Source organism: Paractinoplanes globisporus DSM 43857 (genome assembly GCF_000379645.1).
Taxonomy (GTDB): Bacteria; Actinomycetota; Actinomycetes; order Mycobacteriales; family Micromonosporaceae; genus Actinoplanes; species Actinoplanes globisporus.
This window is the reverse complement of the sequence record NZ_KB903301.1, coordinates 98,849-124,036: the sequence shown is the minus strand read 5'-3', so window position 1 is coordinate 124,036 and position 25,188 is coordinate 98,849. Positions and strand designations below refer to the sequence as shown.

The window sequence follows — 25,188 nt, the reverse complement described above, 5'->3', positions numbered from 1 at the left end:
TAGCCGCGCCCGCCGCGAGCCGGGTGCCTTAGCCGCGCCCACCGGAGGCCGGGCCGCCGTAGGCCCGGCGCCGCGGGCGAGCCGGGCGCGTCAGGCTGGGCCGCCCAATTGGTCGATCGAGCGGAGGGCCTCGATGACGCTGGCGATGTGGTCGCGCATGGCCTCCTCGGCCACCTTGGGGTCGCCGTCGCGGATGGCGGTGATGATGCGTTCGTGCTGGGGCAGCGACTGCTGGGGGCGGCCGGGCAGCAGCGACAGCACGAACTGGTGCCGCACCAGCTGGCCGCGCAGCGTGCCGACGATGCGGTCGGCGGTGCGGTGGCCGGCGATCTCGCGGATCAGCGCGTGCAGGCGCTGGTTGAGGTCGCTGTACCGGCGGTACTCCCCGGACTCGACCGCTCGGCGCATGAGCAACGCGATCTCGTCTAGCTCGGAGGCACGCTCGGTGTCGATCCGCTCGGCGGCCCGGGCCGCGATCAGGCCCTCGACCACCATGCGCACCTCGGTGATCTCGACGGCCTCGTCGAGCGACACCTTGCGCACCTGGGCACCCCGGTTGCGCTGCGTCTCGACGAGGCCCTCGGCCGACAGGTCCTGCAGGGCGGCCCGGACGTTGAACCGGCTCGCCGCGAACCGGGTCATCAACTGCGCCTCGACGAGCCGCTCGCCCGGCAGGAACTCGCCCCGGAGAATCGCGCCGCGCAGGGCGTCGCTCACGTGCCGACGGTCATTGTCGCGCTCTGCCGCCATTGATATTCGCTGTCCCTGTGCTCGCCCCAGATCAGTGCGCGCAACAATACCGCCCGCCCGCCTTGCCTCTTCAGGTGTTCGTTGCTTAGCTTAGCCTCGCCTAAATCTTGGAACGTGAGGTCCGCATGCGCGAGGTGACGTCGGGAATCGCCGCGAAGGTGATCGCGGCTGGGCCTCCGCCGGCGCCGATCCTGACGCCGCCCTGGACGATCCGCCCGCTCACCGCGCACGGGGACGATTCCGAGCTGGTCAGCCGGTGGATGAACGAGCCGCACGTGGCCCCGTTCTGGGAGCAGGCGTGGCCGCCCGCGCGGTGGGCGGAGACGCTCGCCGCGCAGCTGGCCGGCGACTGCACCCGGCCGTACCTGGTGTCGCACGAGGACAGGCCGCTGGCGTACCTCGAGGTCTACCGGACCCCGCGGGACGTGGTCGGCCGGCACTACGACGCCGACCCGTACGACCTGGGCATTCACCTCGCGATCGGCGAGTTGGACGACACCGGCCGGGGACTCGGGCGGGCACTGGTGACGGCGGTCGCGCTCGGGCTCTCGGCCGCGGATCCACGCGTACGGAAAGTGTTGGCCGATCCCGATGAGCGGCACCGGATCGCGCGGCGGATGTTCGACGCGGCCGGATTGGCGTCGCTGGGGGTGCGCGATCTCGGTCACAAGCGCGCGGCCCTGGTGTTCTACGACCTGTCGGACCGGCGTCCACAGTAGCCACGGATTGCGTATGCTCGATGCATCCAGCGTGACCGACCTGGTCGCCCGCCCCGAGGGGATCACCGCCGTGGTCGAACACCTGCCTCCGGGTACGCGCACCACCGTGGGCGACGATCGGTGATCGGTGACCTGCTGCCACCGGGGGTGGCCTGGGCGGAACGCTTCGGCGACGACGTGCCCGAGGAACTGTTCCCGCAGGAGGAGGAGGCGGTTGCCCGGGCCGTTCCCAAGCGGCGGCGGGAATTCGCCACCGGGCGTTGGCTGGCCCGCGAGGCGCTGGGCGAGCTCGGTCTGCCCCGGTCGCCGATCGTGCCCGGGGAACGGGGTGCGCCCGGCTGGCCGCCCGGAATCGTCGGATCGATCACCCATTGCGACGGCTACCGGGCGGCGGCCGTCGCGCTCGACCACGGGTTCCTGACCGTCGCCATCGATGCCGAGCCCGACCTGCCGCTGCCCTTCGGCGTGCGCGACGCCATCGCCCGGCGTGAGGAGGTCGGCCAGCTCTCCCGCTCGGGGCTCAACTGGGATCGCCTGCTGTTCTGTGCGAAGGAGGCCGTGTACAAGGCGTGGTTCCCGCTCGCCCGCACCTGGCTCGACTTCTCCGAGGCGCGCGTCACGCTCCGCCCGGACGGCACCTTCGGCGCCACGATCCTGATCGACGGCCCGCTGGACCGGCTCGACGGCCGCTGGCTGAGCGCGAACGGCCTGCTGCTCGCCGCCATCGCCCTACCGGCCGCGCCCCACCGGGAGCACTGACGGCGGGTGGCCCGCCGAGAGCACTGACCGCGGGCCGTCCCCGGGTGCAAGCGCGCCGCAACAAAAGTGGCCGCGGCGATGTAAGCGTCGTCTCAGCAACAGCCGTCTCAGCAACAGCCCGGCATGACCGATATGACGATAGTGCCGGAACAGCTTTTCCTGCTCGGCAACCTGGTGATCATGGTGGCCTATGCGGCGATCATGGTGGCGATCGTCGTGCCCGTCTACCGGGCCGGGCAGCTGCGCAGCAACAAGCTGGCCGGGGCCACCGCGCTGATCTTCTTCAGCTGCGCGGTGGGGCACGGCCTGCATGCCCTCATGACCTACAAGGCCATTGTCGCGGCCAGCGCGATCGGCGTCGCCCACGAGCACCACGAGGCGGCCGGCTGGTCCTGGCCCTCCGCCGTCTGGGACCTGTTCACGGCGGCCGTCGGCGTCTACTACTGGACCCTGCGCCGCGGCTACGGCGTACTGCTGGGCGGCGGTGTGATCTTTGTGGCGCCGGGCATGCAGAACCAGCTCGACGCGGCCGACGCCCGGGAGCGGGCGGCCCGCGACGTCGCCGAGAGCCACCGGGCCACGCTCGCCGCGGTCGCCGAGCACACCGACGCGGCCATCCTCGGCGTCGACCTGGAGGGCAGGGTGACCGCCTGGAACAGCGGCGCCGAGGCGATCTTCGGCTGGCGGGCCGACGAGATGATCGGCCGGCCCGTCTCGGTCATCAGCGACGAGGCCGGGGCCGCGGAGCAGAAGGAGATCCTCGCCCGGATCGGCAACGGCCAGCGCAGTGTCGTCTACGAGGCGCGGCGCGTTCGCAAGGACGGCTCGGCCGTCGAGCTGTCGGTCAACCTGGCCGCGATCCGGGACTCGACCGGCGCGATCGTCGGCAGCTCGGTCGTGGCCCGCGACATCGGCGCCGCCAAGGAGGCCGCCGACCGGCAGCGCGCGCTTGAGGAGCGCACGCACCAGGCGCAACGAATGGAGAGCCTCGGCAAGCTGGCCGGTGGCATCGCGCACGACTTCAACAACATCCTCGCCATCATCGTGAACTACACCGAGTTCGCGACCGAGGCGAGCGCCGCCAGCGACGAGGTGCGCGCCGACCTCGCGCACGTGCGCACGGCCGCCGACCGGGCCATGAACCTCACCCGGCAGCTGCTGACCTTCACCCGCGGCGACACCATCCAGCCGCAGGACATCGACCTGAACGGGGCGATCGCCGAGGTGCGGGCGATGCTGGAGCGCACGATCGGCGAGGACATCGCGATGTTCGCCCGGCCGGCCGAGCGGCCGCTGGTCGTGCACGGCGACCCCGGCCAGCTGCAGCAGGTGCTGCTCAACCTGGCGATCAACGCCCGGGACGCGATGCCCGACGGCGGCACGCTGGTGATCGAGGCGGACGAGGCCCAGCTGGACGGCGACGAGCTGAACATGCAGCCCGCGGTGGCGGCCGGCCGTTACGCCCGGCTGCAGGTGAGCGACACGGGCGAGGGCATGTCGGCCGAGGTGGCGGCCCACATCTTCGAGCCGTTCTACACCACCAAACCCCAGGGCAAGGGTACGGGGCTGGGACTGGCCACGGTCTACGGCATCGTCACCGACGGCGGGGGCAGCGTCAACGTCTTCTCCGAGCTCGGCGTGGGCACGACGTTCCGCATCTACCTGCCGCTCGCCTGCGCCCCGGCCGGAGTCGCGGTGCCGGTCGCCCGCACCGCCGCGCCGCCGGACGGGGACGGCCGGACCGTGCTGGTCGTCGAGGACGAGGCGGTGCTGGCCCGGGTCGTCGGCCGCATCCTCACCGGGGCGGGCTACCGGGTCCTGGCCGCGGGGACGGGCGCCGAGGCGTACGCCATCTTCAAGGAGAAGGGGTGCGACGCGCTGCTGACCGACGTGATCATGCCGGAGATGTCGGGCCCGCGGCTCGCGGAGCTGATTCACGAGCGGGCGCCGGGCCTGCCGGTGCTCTACATGTCGGGCTACAGCAACGGCCTGCTCGGCACGACCCGAGTGCTCGACGAGGAGTTTCCGCTGCTGGAGAAGCCGTTCACGGCCGGGGAGCTGCTGCACCGGATGCACGAGACGCTCACGGCGTCGGAACCGGCACCCTCCCGGCAGAGCGAGCCGGCCTAGAGGTCGCGGCCCATCTGATCTTCGGCCGACAGGTGCTCCACGGTGATGCCGGTGTCGGTGAACGTGCGGGTCACGACGCCGGACGTGTACACCCAGAGGATCCGCAGCGGCTCATCCCCGACATTCCGGAAGAGGTGCGGGATGGGGGACGGGATGTAGGTCGTGTCGTACCGGGACAGCGGCGTCACCGTGCCCTCGACCAGCACCTCCGCGAACCCGTCCAGGATCGTCACGTGCTCGTCGCAGTTGTGCGAGTGCATCGGGGCGCCGGTGCCGACCGGATAGACGCTGATCCCGCTGGTGATCTTGTTTTCGCCGCCGGCCGCGGTCGTGGTGATCAGCGGGGTGGTGACGATCGCGCCGCCGCGGTCGAGCACCTTCACGTCGGCGGACTTGATGATCACGGTCATGGGTCGAGCCTAGGGCGAACGGCGATACGTGGACTGCAGCCTTACCTTGCGCCCGACGCCGTTGGGCCTCCGCGGCGAGAGCGTTACGTTCTCGCCAAACCAGGAGGCGAGACAAGCGATGAGACTTCCCGTCATCAAGCCGGACGAGATGACCGCACGGCAGCAGGAGATCGCGGCCCGGATCGCGGGCCGGCGCGGCGCCGTTCGCGGACCGTTCCAGGTCTGGCTGAACAGCCCGGAACTGTGCGAGCGCGTCGAGGCGCTCGGCGCCTTCCTGCGCTGGGAGTCCTCGCTGCCCCTGCGGCTGCGCGAGTTGTCCCTGCTCCTGGCGGCCCGGCATTTCGACGCGCAGTACTCGTGGAACGCGCACGTCGCCAAATGCGTCGAGGAGGGAATTCCGCAGGCGGCGATCGACGCCATCGCCCGCAACGAGGTCCCGCGGTTCGACAATCTCGAGGACGACGCCTTCTATCGGTTCTGTCATGAATTGCTGGAGGAGCACTTTGTCACCGACGAGACTTTCGCCGGCGCCTTGAAGTTCTTCGGCCCGCAGGGATTGGTCGACACGGTCGGCTCGCTCGGCAATTTCTCTATGCTCGGGATGTGCCTGAACGCGTTCCAGGTCGACCTTCAGGCGGGCAAAGAACCCCCCTTCCCCGATGTCAAGGGCTACGCAAGGATTGTTGACAATCAGGTTAACGACGTAACATCCGAGCGTGCGTGACGGGCGTCGCGCGCGCCCGGCAGGAGGATCCATGGACCGCGTTCTCGTCATGCGCAGCTTCGTCACCGTCGCCAAGGTGGGCAGCTTCTCGGGGGCCGCCAAACAGCTGGGCACGTCGGGCTCGCTCATCTCCCGGCACGTCGCGGACCTGGAAAAACAATTGGGTGTACGCCTGGTCAACCGCACGGCCAGGTCGGTGAGCCTGACCGAGCCCGGCCAGCGCTACAGCGAGTTCGCGAACCGCATCCTCGACGAGATCGACGACGAGGACGCCAAGATCGCGCAGCTGCACGACCGCCCGGAGGGCCCGCTCTCGATCATCTGCCCCAAATGGATCGGCAGTCTCGACCTCGGCGACGCGATCGCCGCGTTCTCGGTGGCGCACCCCAAGATCGCCGTACGGTTCGAGCTCGGCGGGATGTCCGACCGCACCTACGACTTCCTCGACTCGGGCTTCGACATCGCGTTCCACACCCGTGACCTGCGCGATTCGAGCGTGCGGCTGAAGCGGATCGCGTCGCTGCCGTTCGTGCTGTGTGCCTCCGAGGGCTACATCGAGCGCTGCGGCCTGCTCACCGACCCCAACGACCTCTCCGACCACGACTGCCTCGTGCACACCAACGACCCGGTCTGGCGGATCGGGCACGGCCACGAGAGCACCCTGCACAAGATCCGGAATGTGGCGTTCAGCTCGAACTCGTACATCGCGCTGCAGAAGGCGGCGGTGCACGGCCGCGGCATCGCGCTGCTACCGGTCCGGCCGGCGTACGACGATCTGATGAACGGCACGCTCAAGGTGCTGCTGCCCGAGCTGCCCGTCCCGAGCCGCTCGCTGTACGCCATCTACGGCCCCGCGCAGCAGGCCCCGCGCAAGGTCGAGGTCTTCCTGAGTTTCCTCACCGAATGGTTCTCGGCCAACCCGATCCCGGCCTTCGATCGTGCATCTTAGCTTGCGTTTTCGGAACGGTTTGGCGGCGCTTGCCGCCCATAGGATCGGTAAGGCCTTCGGCGAAACAAGGGGTGGCTGCGGAAATGGGAATCCAGCGCATCGAGTCGGTGATCTACAGCGTAGATGACCTGGACACCTGCGCGCGCTTCTTCACCGATCTCGGGCTGGCGCCGCGGGAGCGCGGCCCGGAGCACGCGGTCTTCGCGACGCTGATCGGCCAGACGCTGCACCTGCGCACCGGCGCCGCGACCGAGGGCCTCCCGCCGTCGGTCGAGCCGGGCAACAACACGATCCGCGAGGTCGTCTGGGGCGCCGAGACCGAGGAGGATCTGGCCGGCTTCGTCGCCGCGGTCGGCGCCGACCGCGAGGTGACCCGGGACGATGACGGCGTCTTCCACAGCGTCGACGAGACCGGCTTCGGCGTCGGGCTGACCGTGGCCGGCCCCTCGGGATATGAGCCGGCCGGACAACGAGCGGCGAACACGACCGGCCACGTCAGCCGGTGGAACGAGGCGCTGCACAGTGTCGGCGAGGTGCGCCCGCTGCGCATGTGTCACGTCGCGCTGAACATCCCGAAGGCCGGCCGGGAGGAGGCGGTCGCGTTCTACGTCGACCGGCTCGGCTTCATCCCGACCGACATCGTCAAGCCGATGGGCGTCTTCATGCGCGTGCCCGGCGACGCCGACCAGCACAACTTCCTGCTCTGCCACCGGCCCGACAAGGCGAGCGTCAACCACGTCTCGTTCGAGGTCCCCGGCTTCGACGACGTGATCGAGGGCGGTAACGCCATGATCGAGAAGGGCTGGCAGGAGGCGCGGCGGCTGGGCCGGCACACGGTCGGCTCGAACGTCTTCCGCTTCGTGCACTCGCCCGCGGGCGGCCGGGTCGAGCTCGCCGCCGACATGGACCGGGTCGACGACACCTATGGCCCGAACGTGCACGAGACCGCCCCGCCGCACCACATCTGGACTCTGCGCACGTCGCGCGACGCCTAGGAGGCAACGTGTATCCCGAGCTTGGTCTCTACATCGACGGCCAATGGCGCCCAGGTGGCAGCGGCCTCACCGCGCCCGTGCTCAATCCCGCCACCGAGGAGGTCCTCGGCCAGGTGCCGCTGGCCACCATCGCTGATCTTGACGACGCGATCGTGGGGGCTCGAAAAGGCTTCGAGACCTGGCGGGCCATCCCGATCGCCGACCGGGTCGCGATCCTGCACAAGGCGGCCGACATCCTGACGAGCCGGGCCGACCGGGTCGGCCGGGTCATGACGCTCGAGCAGGGCAAGCCGTTCAGGGAGGCCCGCGGCGAGGCGCTGCGGGTGGCGAACGCGCTGCGCTGGGACGCCGACGACGCCCGCCGCGCGTACGGCCGGATCATCCCGTCCGCCGACGACACCGTGCTGTCGGTGCGGCACGAGCCGGTCGGCGTCGTCGCCGCCTTCACGCCATGGAACTTCCCGGCCGGCTCGCCGATGCGCAAGATCGCCGCCGCGCTGAGCGCCGGCTGCTCGATCGTCGTCAAGGCCTCCGAGGAGACCCCGGGCACCGCGGTCGAGCTGGTCGGCTGCTTCGCCGAGGCGGGTGTCCCGGCCGGCGTGCTCAACCTGGTCTTCGGCGAGCCGGCCGAGGTCTCGAAGCACCTGATCGCCTCGCCGGCCACCCGGCTGGTCGCGTTCACCGGCTCGATCCCGGTCGGCAAGCTGCTCGCCGCCCAGGCCGGCGCCGAGATGAAGCCCTGCCTCATGGAGCTCGGCGGGCACGCCCCGGTGATCGTCTGCGCCGACGCCGACCCGGTCGCCGCCGCGCGCAAGGCCGCGTTCGCCAAGTTCGTCAACGCCGGCCAGGTCTGCACGTCGCCCAGCCGCTTCCTGGTCCACGAGGACGTGTACGACGAGTTCGTCACCGAGTTCGTGGCCGCCGCCGACCGCGTGGTGGTGGGCGACGGGCTCGAGGAGGGGGTCACGATGGGCCCGCTCGCCAACCCGCGCCGGCTCAAGGCCATGGAGGAGTTCGTCGCCGACGCGGTCAGCAAGGGCGCGACGCTCGTGCGCGGCGGCGAGCGGCTCGACCGGGCCGGGTTCTTCTTCGCGCCGACCGTGCTCACCGACGTGCCGGCCGACGCGCAGGTCATGCGGGACGAGCCGTTCGGCCCGATCGCCCCGATCGTCCCGTTCAACGACCTCGACCGGGCCCTCACGATCGCCAACGAGCTGCCGTACGGCCTGGCCGCGTACGGCTTCACCCGCTCGTCGAAGACCGCCGAGAAGCTGATCCGCGGCCTCGAGGCCGGCATCCTGTCGATCAACCACTGCGGCGGCTCGGTCCACGAGGCGCCGAGCGGCGGCGTCAAGCAGTCCGGGTACGGCAAAGAGGGTGGCCCCGAGGGACTCGAGGGCTACCTGATCACCAAGCGCGTCTCGCACCTGCTGGTGGACTGATGAGGTACTGCCGCATCGAGCACGTCGGCGGCCCGGCGTGGGGCCTGATCGACGGCGAGGTGATCCGCCTGATGGACGGCTCCCCGCTGGACAACGGCCTGCCGGGCAAAACGGAAATCGCCCTCGAAAAGGCGATTTTCCTCCCGCCGATTGTCCCGCCCGTCTTCTACGCCGTCGGCCTGAATTACCGCGGCCACGTCGAGCATGCCCTCGCCACCGGCTACCGGGCCGCGAAACTGCCCGACCGTCCCGAGGTCGGCTACCGGGCGAACAACGCGCTGACCGGCCACCGCTCGCCGATCGTCCGGCCGGCCGGGGTCCACGGTCGCTTCGAGGCCGAACCTGAGGTTGTGGCCGTCATCGCGCGTACGGTCAAGAACTGCTCTTGGGGTGAAGCGCGAGAATCGGTCTTCGGCTGGACCATCGGCAACGACGTCAGCGCCCGCGAATGGCAGAACGCCGACCGGACCTTCTGGCGGAGCAAGAACGCCGACACGTTCAAGCCGATGGGCCCCTGGATCGAGACCGATGTCGATCCCCTCGCGCAGACCACCACCGTGCGGGTCGACGGCGAGGTGAAGGCGGAGTTCGCGACCGGGGCGATGATCTTCGACCCGTACGAGTACATCGTCGAGACCACGAAGTACATCACCCTGCACCCCGGCGATGTGCTGTGGATGGGCGCCGACGCGTCCGTGCCGATGGAGCCCGGCAACGTCGTGGACATCGAGATCAGCGGGATCGGCGTGCTGTCGAATCCGGTACTAGCAGAGGACTGAATATGACCGACTCGGACGTGAGCAACAAGCCGAAGTACATCCACCACGTGAACTTCCCGACGACCGACCCCGAGCGCACCAAGGAGTGGTACACGAAGGTCTTCGGTCTCAAGGCCATCACGCCCAAGAGCAACACCAAGGTCGTGCTGATGACCCGCGGGAACTTCGACCTGCACTTCACCCCGGTCGAGGAGATGGACCGGATGGCGCCGTACCACTTCGCCATCGAGGTGGAGGACTGGGACGGCTTCCTCGCCCACCTCAAGGAGCTCGGGATCCGGCACACCCGGCCGGTCGAGCGCCCGGAGAACCAGTCGAAGTTCTGCTACATCCACGACCCCGACCACACGATGATCGAGCTGGTCTATCACGGCAAGCGCCCTGCCTGATCCTTTCGAAGGAGAAACACTCATGGCGTTTGCCAACTCCGACGGCGTTTCCATCTATTACGAGCGGCACGGCGACGGTCCCGCCGTGCTGTTCGTGCACGGCTCGGGCGGGCATCACGCCGCGTGGTGGCAGCAGGTCGCCGATCTGCGGTCTCGCTTCACCGTGATCACCGTCGACCTGCGCGGCTTCGGCAAGTCCGACTCCTCGATGCCGGAGTTCGACGGCCAGGACTTCCCGGGCGACATCCTCGCGGTGCTCGACCAGGAGGACCTCACCGACGTGGTGCTGGTCGGCCAGTCGATCGGGGCGGTCGCCGCGCTGCGGGCCGGTCTGTCCCGGCCGTCGCGGGTCAGCGGGGTCGTGCTGGCCCACTCGCTCGGCGGCCTCGCCGACCCGGAGCTGTCGGAGCTGGTCGCCGCCGACCGCTCGGAGGCCGTGAAGCTGCCGGTGCTCGACCGCCTGCTGTCGAAGAGCTTCCAGGAGAACGAGCCGGCCAAAACCTTCCTTTTTCAGCAGATGGGTACGTTCAACGTCGCCAAGATGGCCGACCTGCGGAACCTGTCGACCGGCGGGCCGACCGTCGAGGAGGTCGTCGGCTCGGGCCTGGACGTCACGTTCCTGGCCGGCGAGAACGACGCCGTGCTCAGCGCCGCCACCGTCCGGCGGGCGCACGCGCTGGTCAAGGGCTCGCGCCTGGAGCTGATCCCGGACGCCCCGCACTCGATGTACTGGGAGCGGCCCGACCTCTTCAACGCCGCGATCGTCCGGGTGCGGGAGGCGATCTCCGCATGACGAAGCTGACCATGGCGGAGGCCGAGGCGCTGGTCGACGCGGCGCAGACGGCGGCGCGGGAGCTCGGCAAGGCCGTCAGCGTCGCGGTGGTCGACGACGGCGGGTTCCTGCTGGTCGTGAAGCGGCCCGACGGCGCCCGGCCGCTCACCCCGAACATCGCGATCGTCAAGGCGTACAGCGCCGCGGTCATGCAGCGCCCGACCAAGATGCTCAAGGGGTGGGCCGAGGGCAACCCGGGCTTCTTCGCCTCGCTGTCGACCATGGGCGCGCACCCGATCGTGGCGACCGAGGGCGGCGTGACGATCAAGCGGGACGGCGAGATCCTCGGCGGTCTCGGGGTGGCCGGCGGCACCGGCGACGAGGACCAGGAGATCGCCGACGAGGTGCTCGCGGCGCTCGGCTACGAGCTCGAGTTCCAGGCCTGGGGCGTACCGGGGAAACGGGGTTGAACGAGGCGGAGACCGCCGTGAAGCGGTCTCCGCCTTCCGTCAGGTCAGAACCTCGCCGAACAGAACGTCACGCTGGGTGAGGCGCGGCCGGACCGTGCCGAGAATGTGTTCCGCGAAGTGCTCGGATGCCGCATGTGCGTCAAATGCGGCGCGATCGGTGTACTGCTCGTAGAGAATGAAAGCGGGCTGCCCGGCCCCGTCCTCGGCGTGCACCTCGTAGGCGAGGTTCCCGGGCTCCCTCAGCGTGTGCTCACGCATCGTGAGCAGGGCTTCCCGGATGAGGGCGGCGTCCCGCGCCGCGCACCGGTAGTGCGCTATCACCGCATAGGGCACGAGATCCTCCAGAGGTTGTCGTTTCGCATTCGGCCCGGGAATTCCATCAGTTTCCGGCCCGCGCCTGGAGTGCGCCGGATGCAACCAATGCATGCCTCCAGGCCCATGGTTGGCCCCGATTAGGGTTCCTACTATTCGGCCTTGAATGCGCGACCCGAGGAGTGGTGATGTTCGTACGAACCATGGAGACTCTCGCCGGAGGGGAGTGGACCGGCGCCGAGACCTGGGTGGACGTGTTCGACCCGGTCGACGTCCGGCAGCCCGTGGTCCGGGTGCCCGCGCTCACGGCCGCACAGGTCGCCGGCATCTACGACGCCGCTTCGGACGGCTTTTCCGTCTGGAAGCGCACCCCGGCGCTGGAGCGCGCCGCAATCCTGGCCAAGGCCGCCTCGCTGCTGCGGGTGCGGGCCGCCGAGATCGCGCTCGGCGTGACGACCGAGAACGGCAAGACCCTCGCCGAGGCGCGCGGCGAGGTCGGGAAGGCCGCCGACTTCCTCGACTACTACGCCGGGCACGCCCGGGAGGCGTACGGATCGCTCGTGCACGACGTGCGCCCGGACACGCGTACGTCGTTCCACCGTGAGCCGATCGGCGTGGTCCTGGCGATCACCCCGTGGAACGACCCGCTGCTCACCCCGGCCCGCAAGCTCGCGCCCGCGCTCGCCGCCGGCAACGCGGTGGTGCTCAAGCCGGCGTCCGAGACCCCGACGAGCGGCCTCTACCTGGCCCGCGCGCTGCACGACGCCGGCCTGCCCGCCGGTGTGCTGAGCGTGGTCACCGGCCGCACCTCGGAGATCTCCGACGCGCTGCTGGACGACCCGCGGATCGCCGCGGTCACCTTCACCGGCAGCAACGAGGTCGGCGAGGCCCTGCGCGCCCGGATCGCCCCGCGCAACGTGCGCTTCCAGGCCGAGCTCGGCGGCAAGAACGCGTCGGTCGTGCTGGCCGGCGCCGACCTGCCGGCCGCCGCGGCCGCCGTGGTCGCCGCCTCGTTCGGTCAGGCCGGCCAGCGCTGCACCGCCACCAGCCGGGTGCTGGTCGAGCGGGGCGTCTACGACGCGTTCGTCGCCGAGCTGCGCGCCAGGGTCACCGCCCTGCGGCTGGGCCCCGGCCGGGACGCCGGGACCGTGGTCGGCCCGCTGGTCAGCCGCGGCCACCAGGACAGCGTGCTCGGCGACATCGCCACCGCCGTGAAGCAGGGCGCCCGGGTCGAGCTGGGCGGCGACGCCCCGGCCGGCGACCTCGCCCACGGCTGCTACGTGAACCCGACGGTGCTCGCCGACGTCACGACCGAGATGGACATCTGGCGGCACGAGGTGTTCGGCCCGGTGGTCGTGGTCCGCGCGGTCGACGGCCTGGACGAGGCGATCGATGCGGTCAACGACTCGAAGTACGGCCTGTCGGCGGCCGTGTTCAGCGACAGCCTCGCGGCGGCGTACCGGTTCGCGGAGGAGGTGGAGTGCGGCCAGATCGCGGTCAACACGACCACCTCGGGCTGGGACGTGCACCATCCGTTCGGCGGCTTCCGGGACTCCGGCTCGGCGTTCAAGGAGCAGGGTGTCGAGGCGCTGCACTTCTACACCCGGGTCAAGACCGTCGCGATCCACTTCGGGCGGTGACCGGGATGGCTGACGAGACGATCGGGATCATCGGCGCCGGCATCGTGGGGCTGGCCATCGGTCGGGAGCTCACCAAGCGGCGGCCGGGCGCGCGCATCGTGGTGGTCGAGAAGGAGGACCGGGTCGCGGTCCACCAGACCGGGCACAACTCGGGCGTCGTGCACGCCGGCATCTACTACAAGCCGGGCAGCCTCAAGGCGGTCCTCTGCACCCGCGGCAAGGCGATGCTGGAGGAGTACTGCGCCGAGCGCGGGCTGCCGTACGACGCGTGCGGCAAACTCGTGGTCGCGGTCAGCGCCGACGACGTGACCCGGCTCGACGCCCTGGCCGCCCGCGCCGGGGACAACGCGGTGCCGGGGCTGCGCCGGGTCGGCCCCGAGGAGATCCTCGAGATCGAACCGCACGGCACGGGGCTCGCCGCGCTCTACTCGCCGAAGACCGCGATCACCGACTACGTGAAGATCGCGTCGTCGTTCGCCGAGGACATCGTCGCGGCCGGGGGAGAGGTCCGGTTCAACTTCCCGGTCACGTCGGTTTTGCAGCGGGCCGGCGGGCTCACGTTGTCGTCGCCGGCCGGCGAGGTCGTGGTCGACCAGCTCATCGTCTGCGCGGGTATCCAGAGCGACCAGGTCGCGGGGCTGGCCGGGGATTCGGCCGAGCCCCGGATCATCCCGTTCCGGGGCGAATACATGCGGGTAAAGCCCGGCAAATCCGACATGGTTCGCGGGCTGATCTACCCGGTGCCCGACCCGCGCTACCCGTTCCTCGGCGTGCACTACACCCGCCGGGTCGACGGGACGCTCGAGGTGGGTCCGAACGCCGTCCTGGCCACCGCCCGCGAGGGCTATCGCCGCAGCGACGTCTCGTTCAAAGATCTGTGGGGCATCGCCACCTGGCCCGGCGCCTGGAAGATGGCCGGCCAGCACTGGCGCACCGGTATCCGGGAGATGTACGGCTCGGCGTCCAAGCGGGCGTACATGAAGGCGGCCCGCCGCTACGTCCCCGAGATCGGCGTGCACGACGTCGAGCGGGCCGGAGCGGGCGTGCGGGCCCAGGCCCTCGACCGCGACGGGAGCCTCGTCGACGACTTCCGCATCCACCGGATGGGAGTCGTCACCGCGATCCGCAACGCGCCGTCGCCCGCGGCCACCTCGAGCATGGCCATCGCCGAGCACGTTCTCGACGTCATCGAGGGGAAGTCGGCGGGCTGACGAATCACACGTTTCCTGCAACAACCGCTTGCGCGCCAGGGACTTAGCAGAGGTCGCTCCCAGCTCTAGCGTCAATGCCACCCCGGCAGGCAGGCCGGCAGAGGAAGGAAAAAGCCCATGTTCGTTGTCGACTCCCAGGTGCACATCTGGAAGGAGGAGACCCCGGACCGTCCGTGGGTCCCCGGAGCCCGCGAGCGCATCCGCCTCAACGGCCACCGCGAGGACCCGTTCAGCTACGAGGAATGCCTCGCGCTGATGGACGAGGCCGGCGTCAATCGGGCTCTCATCCTTCCGCCGTCCTGGGAGGGCGACCGGATCGACTACGCGCTGGAGGCCTGCGAGGCGTACCCGGAGCGCTTCGGGATCATGGCGCGCATCCCGCAGAACAAGCCCGGCGAGGGCAAGGCGATGCTCAAGGACTTCGCGCAGAACCCGTACGTGAAGGGCACCCGGCTCACCTTCCACCGTCCGATCGACCGCAACTGGATGATCGACGGCACCAACGACTGGTACTGGCCCATCGCCGAGGAGCTGAACATCCCGACGATGGTGCACGCGCCGATCTGGAAGGCCGAGCTGGGTGCCATTGCCGAGCGCCACCGCGGGCTGAAGATCATCATCGACCACATGGGAATCATGGCCCGCTGCGTGGACGACGCGATCGGCTACTGGGTGCAGGAGACCGCCGACCTGCACAGGCACCCGAACATCTACGTGAAGGTCTCGGCCATCCCCGGGTACTCGACCCAGCCCTTCCCCAACCTCAACATCGAGAAGTACGTCCGGGAGATGGTCGACAAGATGGGCCCGGAACGCTGCTTCTGGGGCACCGACATCACCCGGCTGCTCGGTCACGGGCTCAGCTACGTGGAGACCATCGAGCAGTTCACCAAGCACTTCGACTTCACCGCCGAGGAGCTTGAGTGGATCATGGGCCGGGGCATCTGCGAGTGCCTCGACTGGCCGATCACGGACCCGTCCAAGTGACTGCCCGGACCGACGGGGGCGACGCCGTCATCAGCGCCTTCCTCGCGGCGGGCGCGGACTACATCTTCTCCTCGCCCGGCTCCGAGTGGGCCCCGGTCTGGGAGTCGATCGCCCGGCGCCATCGCGACGGCGAGCCCTGCCCGCGCTACCTCGACCTGACCCACGAGACCGTCGCGGTGGGCATGGCGACCGGGTACGGGCTGGTCACCCGGCGCGGCCAGGGAGTGCTGCTGCACGCCGGGCCCGGACTGCTGCAGGGCTCGGTCGCGGTGCACGGCGCGCTGCTCGCGGGCGTGCCGATGGTGGTCGCGTCGTCGGAGTCCACGACGTACGGCGACGGGCCCGGCCCCGACCCGGGCGGCCAGTGGTACCGGAACCTCTCGGTGGTCGGCGGCCCGCACGTGCTGGCGGCGCCGTTCACCAAGTGGAGCAACCAGGCCGCTAGCGTGCACACGCTGCCGGCGATGGTGACCCGTTCCTTCGAGATGGCGGCCCATGCTCCGGCCGGCCCGGTCTACCTGAACATCCCGCTCGAGGTGCTGCTGGATCCGTGGGAGGAGCGGCCGGTCCACCCGGTCGTGCCGCGCGGTACCACGGTCAGCGCCCCGGCCGAGATCGCGGCGGTCGCGGGTCTCCTCCGGGGCGCGGAGAACCCCGTCATCGTCACCGAGACCGTCGGCCGGGAGGAGGGCGGCCTTGCAGCCCTGGTCGAGTTCGCTTCGGCGTACCGAATCCCGGTGGTGGAGCCCAACTCGGCGGTCTGCGTGAACTTCCCGCGCGACCACGAGCTGCACGCGGGCGGCGACCTCGAGCCGTGGGTCGACACCGCCGACCTCATCGTGCTGGTCAACTGCCGGGCGCCGTTCTACCCGCCGAGCCGCAAGCCGGCGCGCGCCAGGATCGTCGTGATCGACGACGTGCCGCAGCGTCCGCACATCGTCTACCAGGTGTTGCGCGCCGACGCGTACCTGGAAGGGGGTGTGACCGCGACGCTGCGCGAGCTGGCCGCCCAGGCCGGCCCGGCACCCAGCCGTTCCTATGTGTCACAGGAACCTTCCGCCGTCCGCGCGGCCGAGGAAAAGGCGACGGGGCTCGACCCGGTGCTGGTCACGGCCACCCTCCGGGAGCTGGCCGGCGACGACTCGATCGTGGTGGACGAGACCATCACGCACAGCCGGGTCGTCCAGCGCCACCTGCGCCGCACCGCCCCGGACTCGTACTTCTACGTGCAGGGCGGGCTCGGGCAGGGCATCGCGGTCGCATTGGGCGTGAAGCTGGCCGCCCCGGACCGGACCGTCGTGCTCACCATCGGCGACGGCGCGTTCCTCTACAACCCGGTCATCCCGTCGCTGGAGGCCGCGAAGGCGAACGGGCTGCCGCTGCTGATCCTGATCTACAACAACCACGAGTATCGCTCGATGAAGATGAACCACCTGCGCTTCTACCCGCGGGGCGCGGCGGTGGAGACCGGCGAGTTCCTCGGCAACGACCTGAGCGGCCAGCCGTCGCTCGCGGCCTTCGCCGAGCCGTTCGGCATGCACGGCGAGACCGTCTTCGGGTCCGAGGAGTTACGGCCGGCTCTCGAGCGGGCGCTCAAGTCCGTGCGCACCGGCACCACCGCGATCGTCAACGTCCGCGTGTCCCGCTAGTTCGCTTGTTTTGGGAGCAGCATCCATGCCCGTCGTGATTCCGGCCGGCGAGCTGGGCGAGTTCGTCACCGCCCTGCTCGGCACCGCCGTCCCCAACCCCGACCACGCCCGCACGATCAGCGACGTGCTGCTCTGGGCCAGCCTGCGCGGCGTCGACTCGCACGGCGTCGCCCGCGTCCCCCGCTACCTGGAGCTGCTCGACTCGGGCGAGGCCAACGCCACCCCCGAGATGACCTTCTCCGCCGGGCCGTCGGGCGTGACCGTGCTGGACGCCGACCGCGCGCCCGGCCCGGTGGCGCTGACCGCCGCGGCCCAGGAGGCGGTGCGCCGGGCCCGGGCCGTCGGCATCGGCGCGGTCGGCGTGCGCCGCACCGTGCACACCGGGGCGATCGGCTACTACACGTCGCGGATCGCCGATCAGGGCCTGGTCGGCATCGCCTTCGTGGCCGGCATGCCGAACATGAGCTACCCCGGCGTCACCGGCGCCGCCGTCGCCACCAGCCCGTTGTCGATCGCCGTCCCGACCTCGGGCTCGCCGGCGGTCCTGCTCGACATGGCGACGGCCGGCATCGCGCTCGGGAAGATCGCCCAGTACCGCAACGCCGGCAAGACGCTGCCCTCCGGCGTGGCGGCGACCGCGGACGGCACCCCGACGACCGACCCCGCGCTGGCCAAGATACCGTTGCCGCTGGGCGGGGCGAAGGGCGCCGGCATGTCGCTGGTCTTCGAGCTGATCACCAGCGTGCTGGTCGGCGCGCCGATCGTCTCCTCGTTCCACTCCGACGACCCGCAGGGGCGCGTGCACCGGCAGAACGCGCTGATCGTCGCGCTCGACCCGGCGGCTTTCGGCGACCCGGCCGTGTTCACCGCGCAGGTCTCGTCGACGCTGGCCGCGCTCCAGAGCCTGCCGAAGGCCGACCCCGACACCGAGATCCGCTACCCGGGCGAGAACAGTGCGGCGATCGCCGAGTCGCGGGCGGCCAAGGGCATTCCGGTGGGTCCGAAGGTGTGGGGCGAGCTCGAGGTGGCGGCCGGGAAACTGGGCGTCGCGCTTCCGACGCCGGTGTGATCTCCACGCGGCCGGCCGCGGTTCTGAGTATCGGTCGATCCGGCCGGCGTCGCTCCCGGGGGGATCCACGCCGGCCGGGCCGATCGGGTCAGGCGCGGTTGAGGCGGACGACGACGGCGGTGCGGGAGTAGGAGACCGTGGCCTTGAAGCCGGCCGGGGCGACCACCGACGCGAAGCGGCCCTGCACGCGGCGGGCGCGCAGAACGGTCAGGTCGCGGCCGATGTCGCCGGTGACGGTCAGGGTGCCGCCGAGGACCGCGTCGCCGCAGATCTCGAGCAGGTCGCCGCGGCAGCGCGACGGCACATCCACCGAGAGCGTGCCGGCGTTCTGGCGGTATTCACCGCCCACCCGCAGCGCGTCGCCCACCAGGAGCGTGCCGCCGGTGACGGCCACGTCGCCGGTGCCGAGTGCGCGCGAGGACGACGCGACCAGCGTGCCGGCCGCGACCGTCGTGCCGCCTCGGTAGGCGTTGTCGCCGGTCAGGGTCAGGGCGCCGGTGCCCGTCTTCACCAGGCCGCCGCGGCCGGAGATGTCGTTGCGCCACGTGTCGGCGGCGGCGAAACCACCGGCGGCGGCGTCCAGCGAGACGACCACGTCCCGGTCGAAGGCGCCGTAACCGTCCGCGGCGGCGAACAGGTTGAGGCGACCCCAGTTCTCCGGGCCGTCGAGCAGCGGCCAGCCGGCGCCGACGGCGGTCGTGCGGAGCACCTCGCGGCGCTGGCGGGCGGTGAGGTAGGGCTGGCGGGTCTCGAGCAGCACCTCGGCGCCGTCCGGCACGACCATCGGGGCGGTCGAGCGGCCGCGGGGGAGACCATAGGTGAGCTTCGGCGTGACGATGCGCTCGTTGGCGGCCCGATCGGCGCCGCTCCGCGCGAACCCGACCAGATCGGCTCCGGTCCGAGCGGTGAAGTACGCGAGGGCCTGAGCGCGCGCGGCGGCCTTGAGGGTGGCGTTCGCCGGGTCGTTGAGGATCGCGGCGGCCAGCGCGGTCGCGAGGATCCGGCCGCCGATGACGTCGACCGGGGAGTGCATGCCGGCGACGATCCGGGTCTCGGCGAGGTCGAAGGCGGCGGTCACCAGCTCCTGGAAGCGCTCCGGCACGGCGTACGCGAAAGCCAGCGCGGCCAGGTGGAAAGCGTTGGTGTGCCCGCTGGGGAAACCACCGTCGGAGGCTGGCGTGGTGCTGCGCTGGCGTAGCAGCTGCGGCACCACCGTGACCGGCGAGTCGTAGACCGGGAAGCCGAGCGGGTCGACCGTCCCGGCGTCGGCGACCACGCTGTCCTCGTTCATCCGCCACGGGCGCGGGTACTGGTAGGCGGCCTTGCTCGGGTTGCCCGAGGAGAACGAGCCGCGCACGGTGTTGACGAGCGTGACGACCTGGCCGAGCGCCGAGGTGGGGGAGCCGGCGCCGAGGGCCGAGCCGGCGGGCGCGTCGGCCGGGACGACGTCGTCGATCGTGGTGGCGGGGGTGCCGGTGGGGGCCGAGGTGATCGAGGTGACGGCGAGCGCGCCGGCCTTGTAGAGCGGCGCGAGCGGGCCGAGGCCGGAGATCGCGGCGTACGACTGGTTCTGCCGGTCCTGGATGAAGGCGCGCGCCTCGTCGGCGGCGCTCCGGGTGCGGCTGATCCGGGCGGCGTAGCGCATGCTCGCCCGCAGCGCCGGGGCGTCGAGGACGGTGCCGGTGTTCCAGGCCGTGCCGGTCTGCCAGAGGCGCTGCATGCCGGAGAGGGCGCGGACCGCCGCGTTGGTGTCGACCGTCAGGTTCGCGGCAGTATTAGTCTGATAAGTCGAGATAAAGGTGGGCGAGGCGGACGCTAAGGCCGGAAGCCCGCGCATCAAGGCCGGCCCCGCCATTACGCGGCCGAGGCGGCGACCGTGGCGCGAAGCAGCGCCCGGCGGCTCAGGGTAGAAGAGATCACAAAACCGGATGCTCGGTGAACGACAAGAACCACCGGTGAATCCCGCCCGAACGCGATCTTTTTTCACCTATGAGTATTACCGCGCGCGTTCCATCGATGACCGTGAAAACCTACTGTCCGGTACATGAGTCGGATTACGGCCGGACTGGCCGCAGTCGTCACCGTGGGCGCGGTCCTCGTCGCGACGCCCCACGCCGCCCTCGCCGCGAGCGGCACCTTCACCGCCCTCACCTACAACGTCGCCGGGCTCCCCGAGGGCCTGTCCAGCGCGCCCACCCCGCGCGACACGGCGACCACCGCGATTGGTCAGCGCCTCGGACCATTCGACCTCGTGCACGTGCAGGAGGACTTCAACTACCACGCCAACCTCTACGCGGCCGACACCCACCCGTACCGGACGCCGACCAGCGGCGGTGCCGGCATCGGCAGCGGCCTCAACACGCTCTCGAGCTACGCGTACGACGCCGACGACTTCGAGCGGGTGAAGTGGAACTCGTGCCAGCTCGACTCGGGCGACTGCCTGACGCCCAAAGGTTTTACCTTCATGCGGGAGCGGCTCGCCGAGGGCGTCTACGTGGACGTTTACAACGTTCATACCAATGCCGGCACCAACGCGGGCGACCTGTCGTCACGGGCCGACAACCTCAGCCAGCTCACCTCGTTCATCGCGTCCCGCTCGGCCGGCAACGCCGTGATCGTCATGGGGGACTCGAACACCCGCTACACGCGTACGGGAGACACGATCGCGGCCTTCGCGGCGAACAACGGCCTCACCGACGCCTGGGTGAAACTGGAACGCGGCGGCGTCGCGCCGGCGATCGGCGGCGACGCGCTGCTCTGCGACGAGAACGCGATCACCGACACCTGCGAGGTGGTCGACAAGGTTCTCTACCGCGGCAGCAAGTTCGTCACGCTCAACGCCACCGCGTACCACAACGAGCACGCCGGTTTCCTCGAGACGTCGTCCGGGCTGATGCTCAGCGACCACGACCCGATCAGCGTGAAGTTCTCCTGGTCGGCCAGCGCGTCGTTCCAGATGAGCGAGCAGTTCGGCGGCCCGCACGGCAACTACTACACCGACATCGACGCGGTTCCCGCCGCCGGCCGGGCCGGCGTGATCAGCATGCGGGCCGGCAGCCGGGTCGACCAGCTGGGCCTCACGCTCACCACCGGCACCGTGCTGGCCCACGGCGGCACGGGCGGCATCGCCAAGTCGCTCACGCTCGGCAGCGGCGAGTACGTCACCTCGGTCAAGCTCTGCGCGGGCAAGTACAGCAACACCACCCGCATCTTCTACGCCCAGTTCATCACCAGCGCCGGCAACACCCTGGCCGGCGGCACCACGACCTCGGACTGCGTCACCCGCACGACGCCCAGCGGCTGGCAGGTCGCCGGCTTCCAGGGCCGCTCCGGCGACGAGGTCGACAAGGTCGGCTTCATCTACACAAAGCGCTGAGCTCCGCTCACGTCCGCGCCGATCCGGCCGAACGGACCGTTGTGACCGTCGGCTACCTGGATCGGCCGGCCGAGAGCGAGACACCGTTCGGATCTCTGTTCGACGCCTCGCCGCTCGGCATGGCCGTGTTCGGTCCGGAGGGCACCGTCCTGCGGGCGAACACGGCCCTGTCGACGCTGCTGGGCCGGGAGCCGCACGAGCTCGAGGGCCGGGAGTTTGTCAAGATCGCCCACCCCGACGACCGCCGCCTGCTCGACAACGACAACAAGCAGCAGCGGCACGTACGCCTGATGCACGCCGACGGCCGGCCCGTGCCCTGCCTGATCGCCGTGACCCCGCTCGCCGACGGCCGGCGGATCGCGCAGATCGTGGACCGCACCGAGGCCGTCGCCACCCGGGACCGGTTGCTGCGCAGCGAGCAGCAGTTCCGCACGGCCTTCGACGTGAGCCCGATCCCGTCGGCCATCGCCGGGGAGGACGGCCGCATCCAGCAGATCAACCCGGCCTTCTCGGCGCTGCTCGGCCGGGGCGACCTGGTCGGCCGGCACTTCGGGGATCTCACCCATCCCGCCGACCGCCCGGTCAGCGAGCGCGAGGTGAGCAAGGTGGTCGCCGACCCCGACGCGGCGGCCGGCTTCGACAAGCGATACCTGCGCCCCGACGGCACGGTCGTCTGGGCGCGGGTGGGACTGACCACGATCCCGGGGCCGGACGGCACCCGGCTGCGGTTCGTGCAGTGCGAGGACATCACCGCGCGCAAGCTCGCCGAGGAGGCGGCCGCCCGCGAGGCCGAGCGCCTGCGGGTGACGGTCGCCGCCGAGCGCTCGGCCCGCGCCGACCTGGCCCGCAGCGAGGAGCAGTTCCGCACCGCCTTCGACGGCTGCCCGATCGGCCTGCTGGTCGCCGACGAGCACGGCCGGTTCCAGCGTGCGAACCCGGCCGCCGCCGCGCTCACCGGGCGCAGCCGCGAGGAGCTGGCCGGGCTCACCCACCGGGAGATCACCGACCCGGCCGACCTCGAGGCGGCCACCCACGCCCGGCTCGCGCTGCTGCGCGGGGCCGGCGAGGTCTGCTACGACAAGCGGCTGCTGCGCCCGGACGGCTCGATCGCGTGGACGCGGGTCACCCTGTCGCTGATTCCCGGCCCGGCCGGCCGGCGGTGGCGGCTCGTGCAGCTGCAGGACATCAGCGCCGAGCGGGCCGCCGCCGCGGCCAGCCAGCGCGAGCTGCGGCGGCTGCGCGCCACCCTGGCCGTGCAGCGCGAAGTCACCGCCGCGGCCGGGGTACGCGATGACGCCCTGCGCGTGGTCGCCGAGCGGGCCGTCGAGATCTTCGACGCGGCCGACGGATCCGCGGTCGAGCTCGTCGACGGCGACACCCTCTACTACCAGGCCACGGCGGGCGCGCTCGCCGCCGCCATCGGCACCCGGGTCCGGATCGCCGGCTCACTCAGCGGCCGCGTGCTCACCTCCGACGCGCCCGCCCACTGCGCGGACACCGCCGACGACCCGCGCGTCGACCGGGCCGCCTGCGAGCGCCTCGGCATCGGCTCGATGCTGATCGCCCCGCTGCACGCCGAGAACCGGGTCATCGGCTGCCTGAAGATCTCGGCGGCCCGGCCCGGCGTCTTCGACGACACCGACGAGCAGCAGCTCGCCCTGCTGGCCGACAGCCTCTCCTCGGCGCTGCGGCACGCCGGCGACGCCGAGCGCAACGCCGAGCTGCTCGCCGAGCGGACCCGGGCGCTCGCCGCGCTCGAGGCCAGCGAGACCCGCTTCCGGCTCGCCTTCGAGAACTCGCCGCTGGGTCTCACGCTGATCGACATGAGCGAGGCCGGCCGGGGCCGGTACCTGCAGGTCAACCCGGCGATGAGCGAGATCACCGGGTACCGCCCCGACGAGCTGCTGACGATGACCTACAAGGATCTGATCATCCCGGAGGACATCCCCACCGACGCCGTGGTCCGCGAGGTCGTCGCGGCCGGGATCGGGGCCTACCGGCTCGAGCTGCGCTACCGGCACAAGGACGGGCACGCCGTCTGGGTGGCCCTGGCCGGAGCGCCGGTCACCGACGAGTGCGGGCGGCCGATGTACGTGGTCAGCCTGGTCGAGGACATCACCGAGAAGCGGGCAGCCGACACCGAGCTGCGCCGCCAGGCCCGGCTGCTCGAGCTGATCCCGGCCGCGGTCATCGTCCGCGACGTCGGGGGCGCGATCCGCTGGTGGAACGCCGGGGCCGAGGCCCTGTACGGCTGGCCGCTGCCGGCGGTGGCCGGCAAGAACGTGCACCGGCTGCTCGGCACCGCGTACCCGGCCGGCGGCAGCGAGATCGACGTGCTGAACGGCCTCACCCGCGACGGGCACTGGGACGGGCAGGTCGAGCACTTCACCGGCACCGGGCGGGTGGTCACCGTGCTCAGCCGTCAGGTGCTGCACCGGCCGGGCTCGGGCGCCGACCCGCAGGTCCTGGAGATCAACACGGACGTGACCGGGGCGCGGGCCGCCGAGAAGGCGCTCGCCGAGAGCGAGCAGCGGTTCCGGGCGCAGTTCGCGAACTCGGCCGCCGGTCAGGTCATCCGCAGCCTCGACGGCTTGCCCCCGCAGGTCAATCCCGCGTACGCGGCGATGCTCGGCTACACGCCGGCGGAGATGGCCGAGCTGCCCGACACCGACCTGCTGGATCCCGACGATTTCGCCGACATCAAGCGGGAGGTGGCCGGGCTGTTCGCGGGCGACGCCGCCTCGTACACGCGCGAGGGGCGGCTGCGCCACAAGGACGGCCACTGGGTCGATGTGGCGGCGACGGTCTCCCTCGTACGGGATGAATCCGGACGTCCCAAGAACGTGATCGCCGTCGTCACCGACATCTCGGCCCGCCGGGCCGCCGAGAACGCCCGCGACCAGGCCGCGGCCGCGCTCGCCGAGCGCAACCAGGAGCTCGAGGCCGCGAACCAGCTCAAGCTCGACCTCATCGGCATGCTCGGGCACGAGATCGGCAACCCGCTGTCGTCGATCCGCGGCTACGCCGAGGTGCTCACCGAGGGCGTGGACGACCCGAGCCGGGACCGGGCGGTCGGCGCCATCACGCGGCAGGCCGGCCGGCTCGACGAGATCGTGCGCGAGGTGCTCGCCATGGTCAGCATCGACGCCGGCACGATCACCGCTGCCCGGCAGGAGCTGTCCCTGCGCGCGGAGGTCGAGCGGGCGCTGTCGGCGATGGATCTCGACCAGCTGCCGGTGACCGGGCCCGACCTGCGGGTGCTGTTCCACCCCGGCCACCTGCAGCAGATCCTGGTCAACCTGCTGTCCAACGCCGGCAAGTACGGCGGCGGCGCCACGGCGGTCGTTCTTACCTGCCCGGGTACGGGGTCGGCGCAGGTCGCCGTGGAGGACGACGGGCCGGGCGTGCCGGAGGAGTTCCGGCCCCACCTGTTCGAGCGGATGTCGCGCGCCGACCGCGACGCGGCCAGCGTGAAGGGCACCGGCCTGGGCCTGTTCATCGTGCAGGGGCTGGCGCACGCCAACCACGCCGACATCCGGCACGAGCCCAAATCGGGCGGCGGGTCGCGCTTCGTCGTCACCCTGCAAACGACGCGCTCCGCAACTGACTGATCACAGACAGGTCCATTTCGGGTCCTGTCGGGCGGCGTTACGGTG

The 25,188-nt window shown here is 71.0% G+C and carries 22 protein-coding genes; 18 read left to right on the top strand and 4 right to left on the bottom strand.

Features of this window, described 5'->3' with window-relative positions:
- Positions 1-90 precede the first annotated feature (90 nt).
- On the bottom strand, positions 91-717 hold the full coding sequence (locus A3CQ_RS0115900) for a GntR family transcriptional regulator (RefSeq protein WP_020511931.1): 627 nt from the start codon (positions 715-717) through the stop codon (positions 91-93).
- 158 nt (positions 718-875) lie between these two features.
- Between A3CQ_RS0115900 and A3CQ_RS0115895 the strand changes: the two genes are divergently transcribed.
- The 3 genes from A3CQ_RS0115895 (at position 876) to A3CQ_RS0115880 (ending at position 4,358) form a co-directional block, all read left to right on the top strand.
- Complete coding sequence (locus tag A3CQ_RS0115895; RefSeq protein WP_020511930.1) at positions 876-1,469, top strand: GNAT family N-acetyltransferase; 594 nt, start codon at positions 876-878, stop codon at positions 1,467-1,469.
- A 120-nt stretch (positions 1,470-1,589) separates the two neighbouring features.
- A complete protein-coding gene (locus A3CQ_RS0115885) occupies positions 1,590-2,228 on the top strand; it encodes a 4'-phosphopantetheinyl transferase family protein (protein WP_020511928.1) in 639 nt (212 codons plus the stop codon).
- 123 nt (positions 2,229-2,351) lie between these two features.
- Entirely contained in the window at positions 2,352-4,358 is a 2,007-nt protein-coding gene (locus tag A3CQ_RS0115880; protein ID WP_157295932.1) for a PAS domain-containing hybrid sensor histidine kinase/response regulator family protein, read from the top strand.
- Here the strand turns inward: A3CQ_RS0115880 and A3CQ_RS0115875 are convergent.
- Positions 4,355-4,768, bottom strand: a complete 414-nt coding sequence (locus A3CQ_RS0115875; protein WP_020511926.1) for a cupin domain-containing protein — start codon at positions 4,766-4,768, stop codon at positions 4,355-4,357. The genes A3CQ_RS0115880 and A3CQ_RS0115875 overlap by 4 nt on opposite strands.
- Before the next feature lie 118 nt (positions 4,769-4,886).
- Here A3CQ_RS0115875 and A3CQ_RS0115870 point away from each other — a divergent pair, with 118 nt between their 5' ends.
- From A3CQ_RS0115870 to A3CQ_RS0115835, 8 genes are all read left to right on the top strand, one after another.
- A complete protein-coding gene (locus A3CQ_RS0115870; RefSeq protein WP_020511925.1) occupies positions 4,887-5,492 on the top strand; it encodes a carboxymuconolactone decarboxylase family protein in 606 nt (201 codons plus the stop codon).
- A 31-nt stretch (positions 5,493-5,523) separates the two neighbouring features.
- Positions 5,524-6,441, top strand: a complete 918-nt coding sequence (locus A3CQ_RS0115865) for a LysR family transcriptional regulator (RefSeq protein WP_020511924.1) — start codon at positions 5,524-5,526, stop codon at positions 6,439-6,441.
- A gap of 83 nt (positions 6,442-6,524) precedes the next feature.
- Complete coding sequence (locus A3CQ_RS0115860) at positions 6,525-7,436, top strand: VOC family protein (RefSeq protein ID WP_020511923.1); 912 nt, start codon at positions 6,525-6,527, stop codon at positions 7,434-7,436.
- Positions 7,437-7,444: 8 nt separating this feature from the next.
- On the top strand, positions 7,445-8,878 hold the full coding sequence (locus A3CQ_RS0115855) for an NAD-dependent succinate-semialdehyde dehydrogenase (RefSeq protein WP_020511922.1): 1,434 nt from the start codon (positions 7,445-7,447) through the stop codon (positions 8,876-8,878).
- Complete coding sequence (locus A3CQ_RS0115850) at positions 8,878-9,657, top strand: fumarylacetoacetate hydrolase family protein (protein ID WP_020511921.1); 780 nt, start codon at positions 8,878-8,880, stop codon at positions 9,655-9,657. Before A3CQ_RS0115855 ends, A3CQ_RS0115850 begins: the two co-directional genes overlap by 1 nt.
- Positions 9,658-9,659: 2 nt before the next feature.
- Positions 9,660-10,046 (top strand): VOC family protein, encoded by a 387-nt coding sequence (locus A3CQ_RS0115845; RefSeq protein ID WP_020511920.1) that lies wholly within the window; start codon positions 9,660-9,662, stop codon positions 10,044-10,046.
- Positions 10,047-10,068: 22 nt separating this feature from the next.
- Positions 10,069-10,839, top strand: a complete 771-nt coding sequence (locus tag A3CQ_RS0115840; RefSeq protein WP_020511919.1) for an alpha/beta fold hydrolase — start codon at positions 10,069-10,071, stop codon at positions 10,837-10,839.
- Positions 10,836-11,288 carry a GlcG/HbpS family heme-binding protein gene (locus A3CQ_RS0115835; RefSeq protein WP_020511918.1) on the top strand — a complete coding sequence of 151 codons (453 nt, stop codon included), beginning with the start codon at positions 10,836-10,838 and terminating at the stop codon, positions 11,286-11,288. The genes A3CQ_RS0115840 and A3CQ_RS0115835 overlap by 4 nt, the downstream gene beginning before the upstream one ends.
- Before the next feature lie 39 nt (positions 11,289-11,327).
- Here the strand turns inward: A3CQ_RS0115835 and A3CQ_RS0115830 are convergent, their stop codons facing one another.
- On the bottom strand, positions 11,328-11,621 hold the full coding sequence (locus A3CQ_RS0115830) for a putative quinol monooxygenase (protein WP_020511917.1): 294 nt from the start codon (positions 11,619-11,621) through the stop codon (positions 11,328-11,330).
- Positions 11,622-11,788: 167 nt separating this feature from the next.
- On the opposite strand from A3CQ_RS0115830, the gene A3CQ_RS0115825 reads away from it, so the two are divergent.
- The 5 genes from A3CQ_RS0115825 to A3CQ_RS0115805 all read left to right on the top strand — a co-directional run bounded on the left by A3CQ_RS0115825 (position 11,789) and on the right by A3CQ_RS0115805 (position 18,156).
- Complete coding sequence (locus tag A3CQ_RS0115825; RefSeq protein ID WP_211216608.1) at positions 11,789-13,240, top strand: aldehyde dehydrogenase family protein; 1,452 nt, start codon at positions 11,789-11,791, stop codon at positions 13,238-13,240.
- A gap of 5 nt (positions 13,241-13,245) precedes the next feature.
- Complete coding sequence (gene lhgD, locus A3CQ_RS0115820; protein WP_026205743.1) at positions 13,246-14,451, top strand: L-2-hydroxyglutarate dehydrogenase; 1,206 nt, start codon at positions 13,246-13,248, stop codon at positions 14,449-14,451.
- A gap of 117 nt (positions 14,452-14,568) precedes the next feature.
- Complete coding sequence (locus A3CQ_RS0115815) at positions 14,569-15,438, top strand: amidohydrolase family protein (RefSeq protein ID WP_020511914.1); 870 nt, start codon at positions 14,569-14,571, stop codon at positions 15,436-15,438.
- Positions 15,435-17,087 carry a thiamine pyrophosphate-dependent enzyme gene (locus A3CQ_RS0115810; protein ID WP_020511913.1) on the top strand — a complete coding sequence of 551 codons (1,653 nt, stop codon included), beginning with the start codon at positions 15,435-15,437 and terminating at the stop codon, positions 17,085-17,087. Before A3CQ_RS0115815 ends, A3CQ_RS0115810 begins: the two co-directional genes overlap by 4 nt.
- Positions 17,088-17,112: 25 nt before the next feature.
- Complete coding sequence (locus A3CQ_RS0115805) at positions 17,113-18,156, top strand: Ldh family oxidoreductase (RefSeq protein WP_020511912.1); 1,044 nt, start codon at positions 17,113-17,115, stop codon at positions 18,154-18,156.
- A gap of 88 nt (positions 18,157-18,244) precedes the next feature.
- On the opposite strand, the gene A3CQ_RS63645 is transcribed toward A3CQ_RS0115805, so the two are convergent.
- Positions 18,245-19,876: a phosphatase PAP2 family protein gene (locus A3CQ_RS63645; RefSeq protein ID WP_020511911.1), complete on the bottom strand. Its 1,632-nt coding sequence runs from the start codon at positions 19,874-19,876 to the stop codon at positions 18,245-18,247.
- 324 nt (positions 19,877-20,200) lie between these two features.
- On the opposite strand from A3CQ_RS63645, the gene A3CQ_RS0115795 reads away from it, so the two are divergent.
- Entirely contained in the window at positions 20,201-21,532 is a 1,332-nt protein-coding gene (locus A3CQ_RS0115795; RefSeq protein ID WP_020511910.1) for a jacalin-like lectin, read from the top strand.
- A 41-nt stretch (positions 21,533-21,573) separates the two neighbouring features.
- A complete protein-coding gene (locus A3CQ_RS57445) occupies positions 21,574-25,143 on the top strand; it encodes a PAS domain S-box protein (protein ID WP_020511909.1) in 3,570 nt (1,189 codons plus the stop codon).
- Positions 25,144-25,188 lie beyond the last annotated feature (45 nt).

Coding starts and splice junctions, on each gene's coding strand:
- A3CQ_RS0115865 (WP_020511924.1), top strand. CDS start 5,524: ATGGACCGCGTTCTCGTCATGCGCAGCTTCGTCACCGTCGCCAAGGTG.
- A3CQ_RS0115895 (WP_020511930.1), top strand. CDS start 876: ATGCGCGAGGTGACGTCGGGAATCGCCGCGAAGGTGATCGCGGCTGGG.
- A3CQ_RS0115870 (WP_020511925.1), top strand. CDS start 4,887: ATGAGACTTCCCGTCATCAAGCCGGACGAGATGACCGCACGGCAGCAG.
- A3CQ_RS0115845 (WP_020511920.1), top strand. CDS start 9,660: ATGACCGACTCGGACGTGAGCAACAAGCCGAAGTACATCCACCACGTG.
- A3CQ_RS0115815 (WP_020511914.1), top strand. CDS start 14,569: ATGTTCGTTGTCGACTCCCAGGTGCACATCTGGAAGGAGGAGACCCCG.
- A3CQ_RS0115850 (WP_020511921.1), top strand. CDS start 8,878: ATGAGGTACTGCCGCATCGAGCACGTCGGCGGCCCGGCGTGGGGCCTG.
- A3CQ_RS0115860 (WP_020511923.1), top strand. CDS start 6,525: ATGGGAATCCAGCGCATCGAGTCGGTGATCTACAGCGTAGATGACCTG.
- A3CQ_RS0115835 (WP_020511918.1), top strand. CDS start 10,836: ATGACGAAGCTGACCATGGCGGAGGCCGAGGCGCTGGTCGACGCGGCG.
- A3CQ_RS0115805 (WP_020511912.1), top strand. CDS start 17,113: ATGCCCGTCGTGATTCCGGCCGGCGAGCTGGGCGAGTTCGTCACCGCC.
- A3CQ_RS0115825 (WP_211216608.1), top strand. CDS start 11,789: ATGTTCGTACGAACCATGGAGACTCTCGCCGGAGGGGAGTGGACCGGC.
- A3CQ_RS0115880 (WP_157295932.1), top strand. CDS start 2,352: ATGACCGATATGACGATAGTGCCGGAACAGCTTTTCCTGCTCGGCAAC.
- A3CQ_RS0115875 (WP_020511926.1), bottom strand. CDS start 4,768: ATGACCGTGATCATCAAGTCCGCCGACGTGAAGGTGCTCGACCGCGGC.
- A3CQ_RS0115840 (WP_020511919.1), top strand. CDS start 10,069: ATGGCGTTTGCCAACTCCGACGGCGTTTCCATCTATTACGAGCGGCAC.
- A3CQ_RS0115795 (WP_020511910.1), top strand. CDS start 20,201: ATGAGTCGGATTACGGCCGGACTGGCCGCAGTCGTCACCGTGGGCGCG.
- A3CQ_RS63645 (WP_020511911.1), bottom strand. CDS start 19,876: ATGCAGCGCCTCTGGCAGACCGGCACGGCCTGGAACACCGGCACCGTC.
- lhgD (WP_026205743.1), top strand. CDS start 13,246: ATGGCTGACGAGACGATCGGGATCATCGGCGCCGGCATCGTGGGGCTG.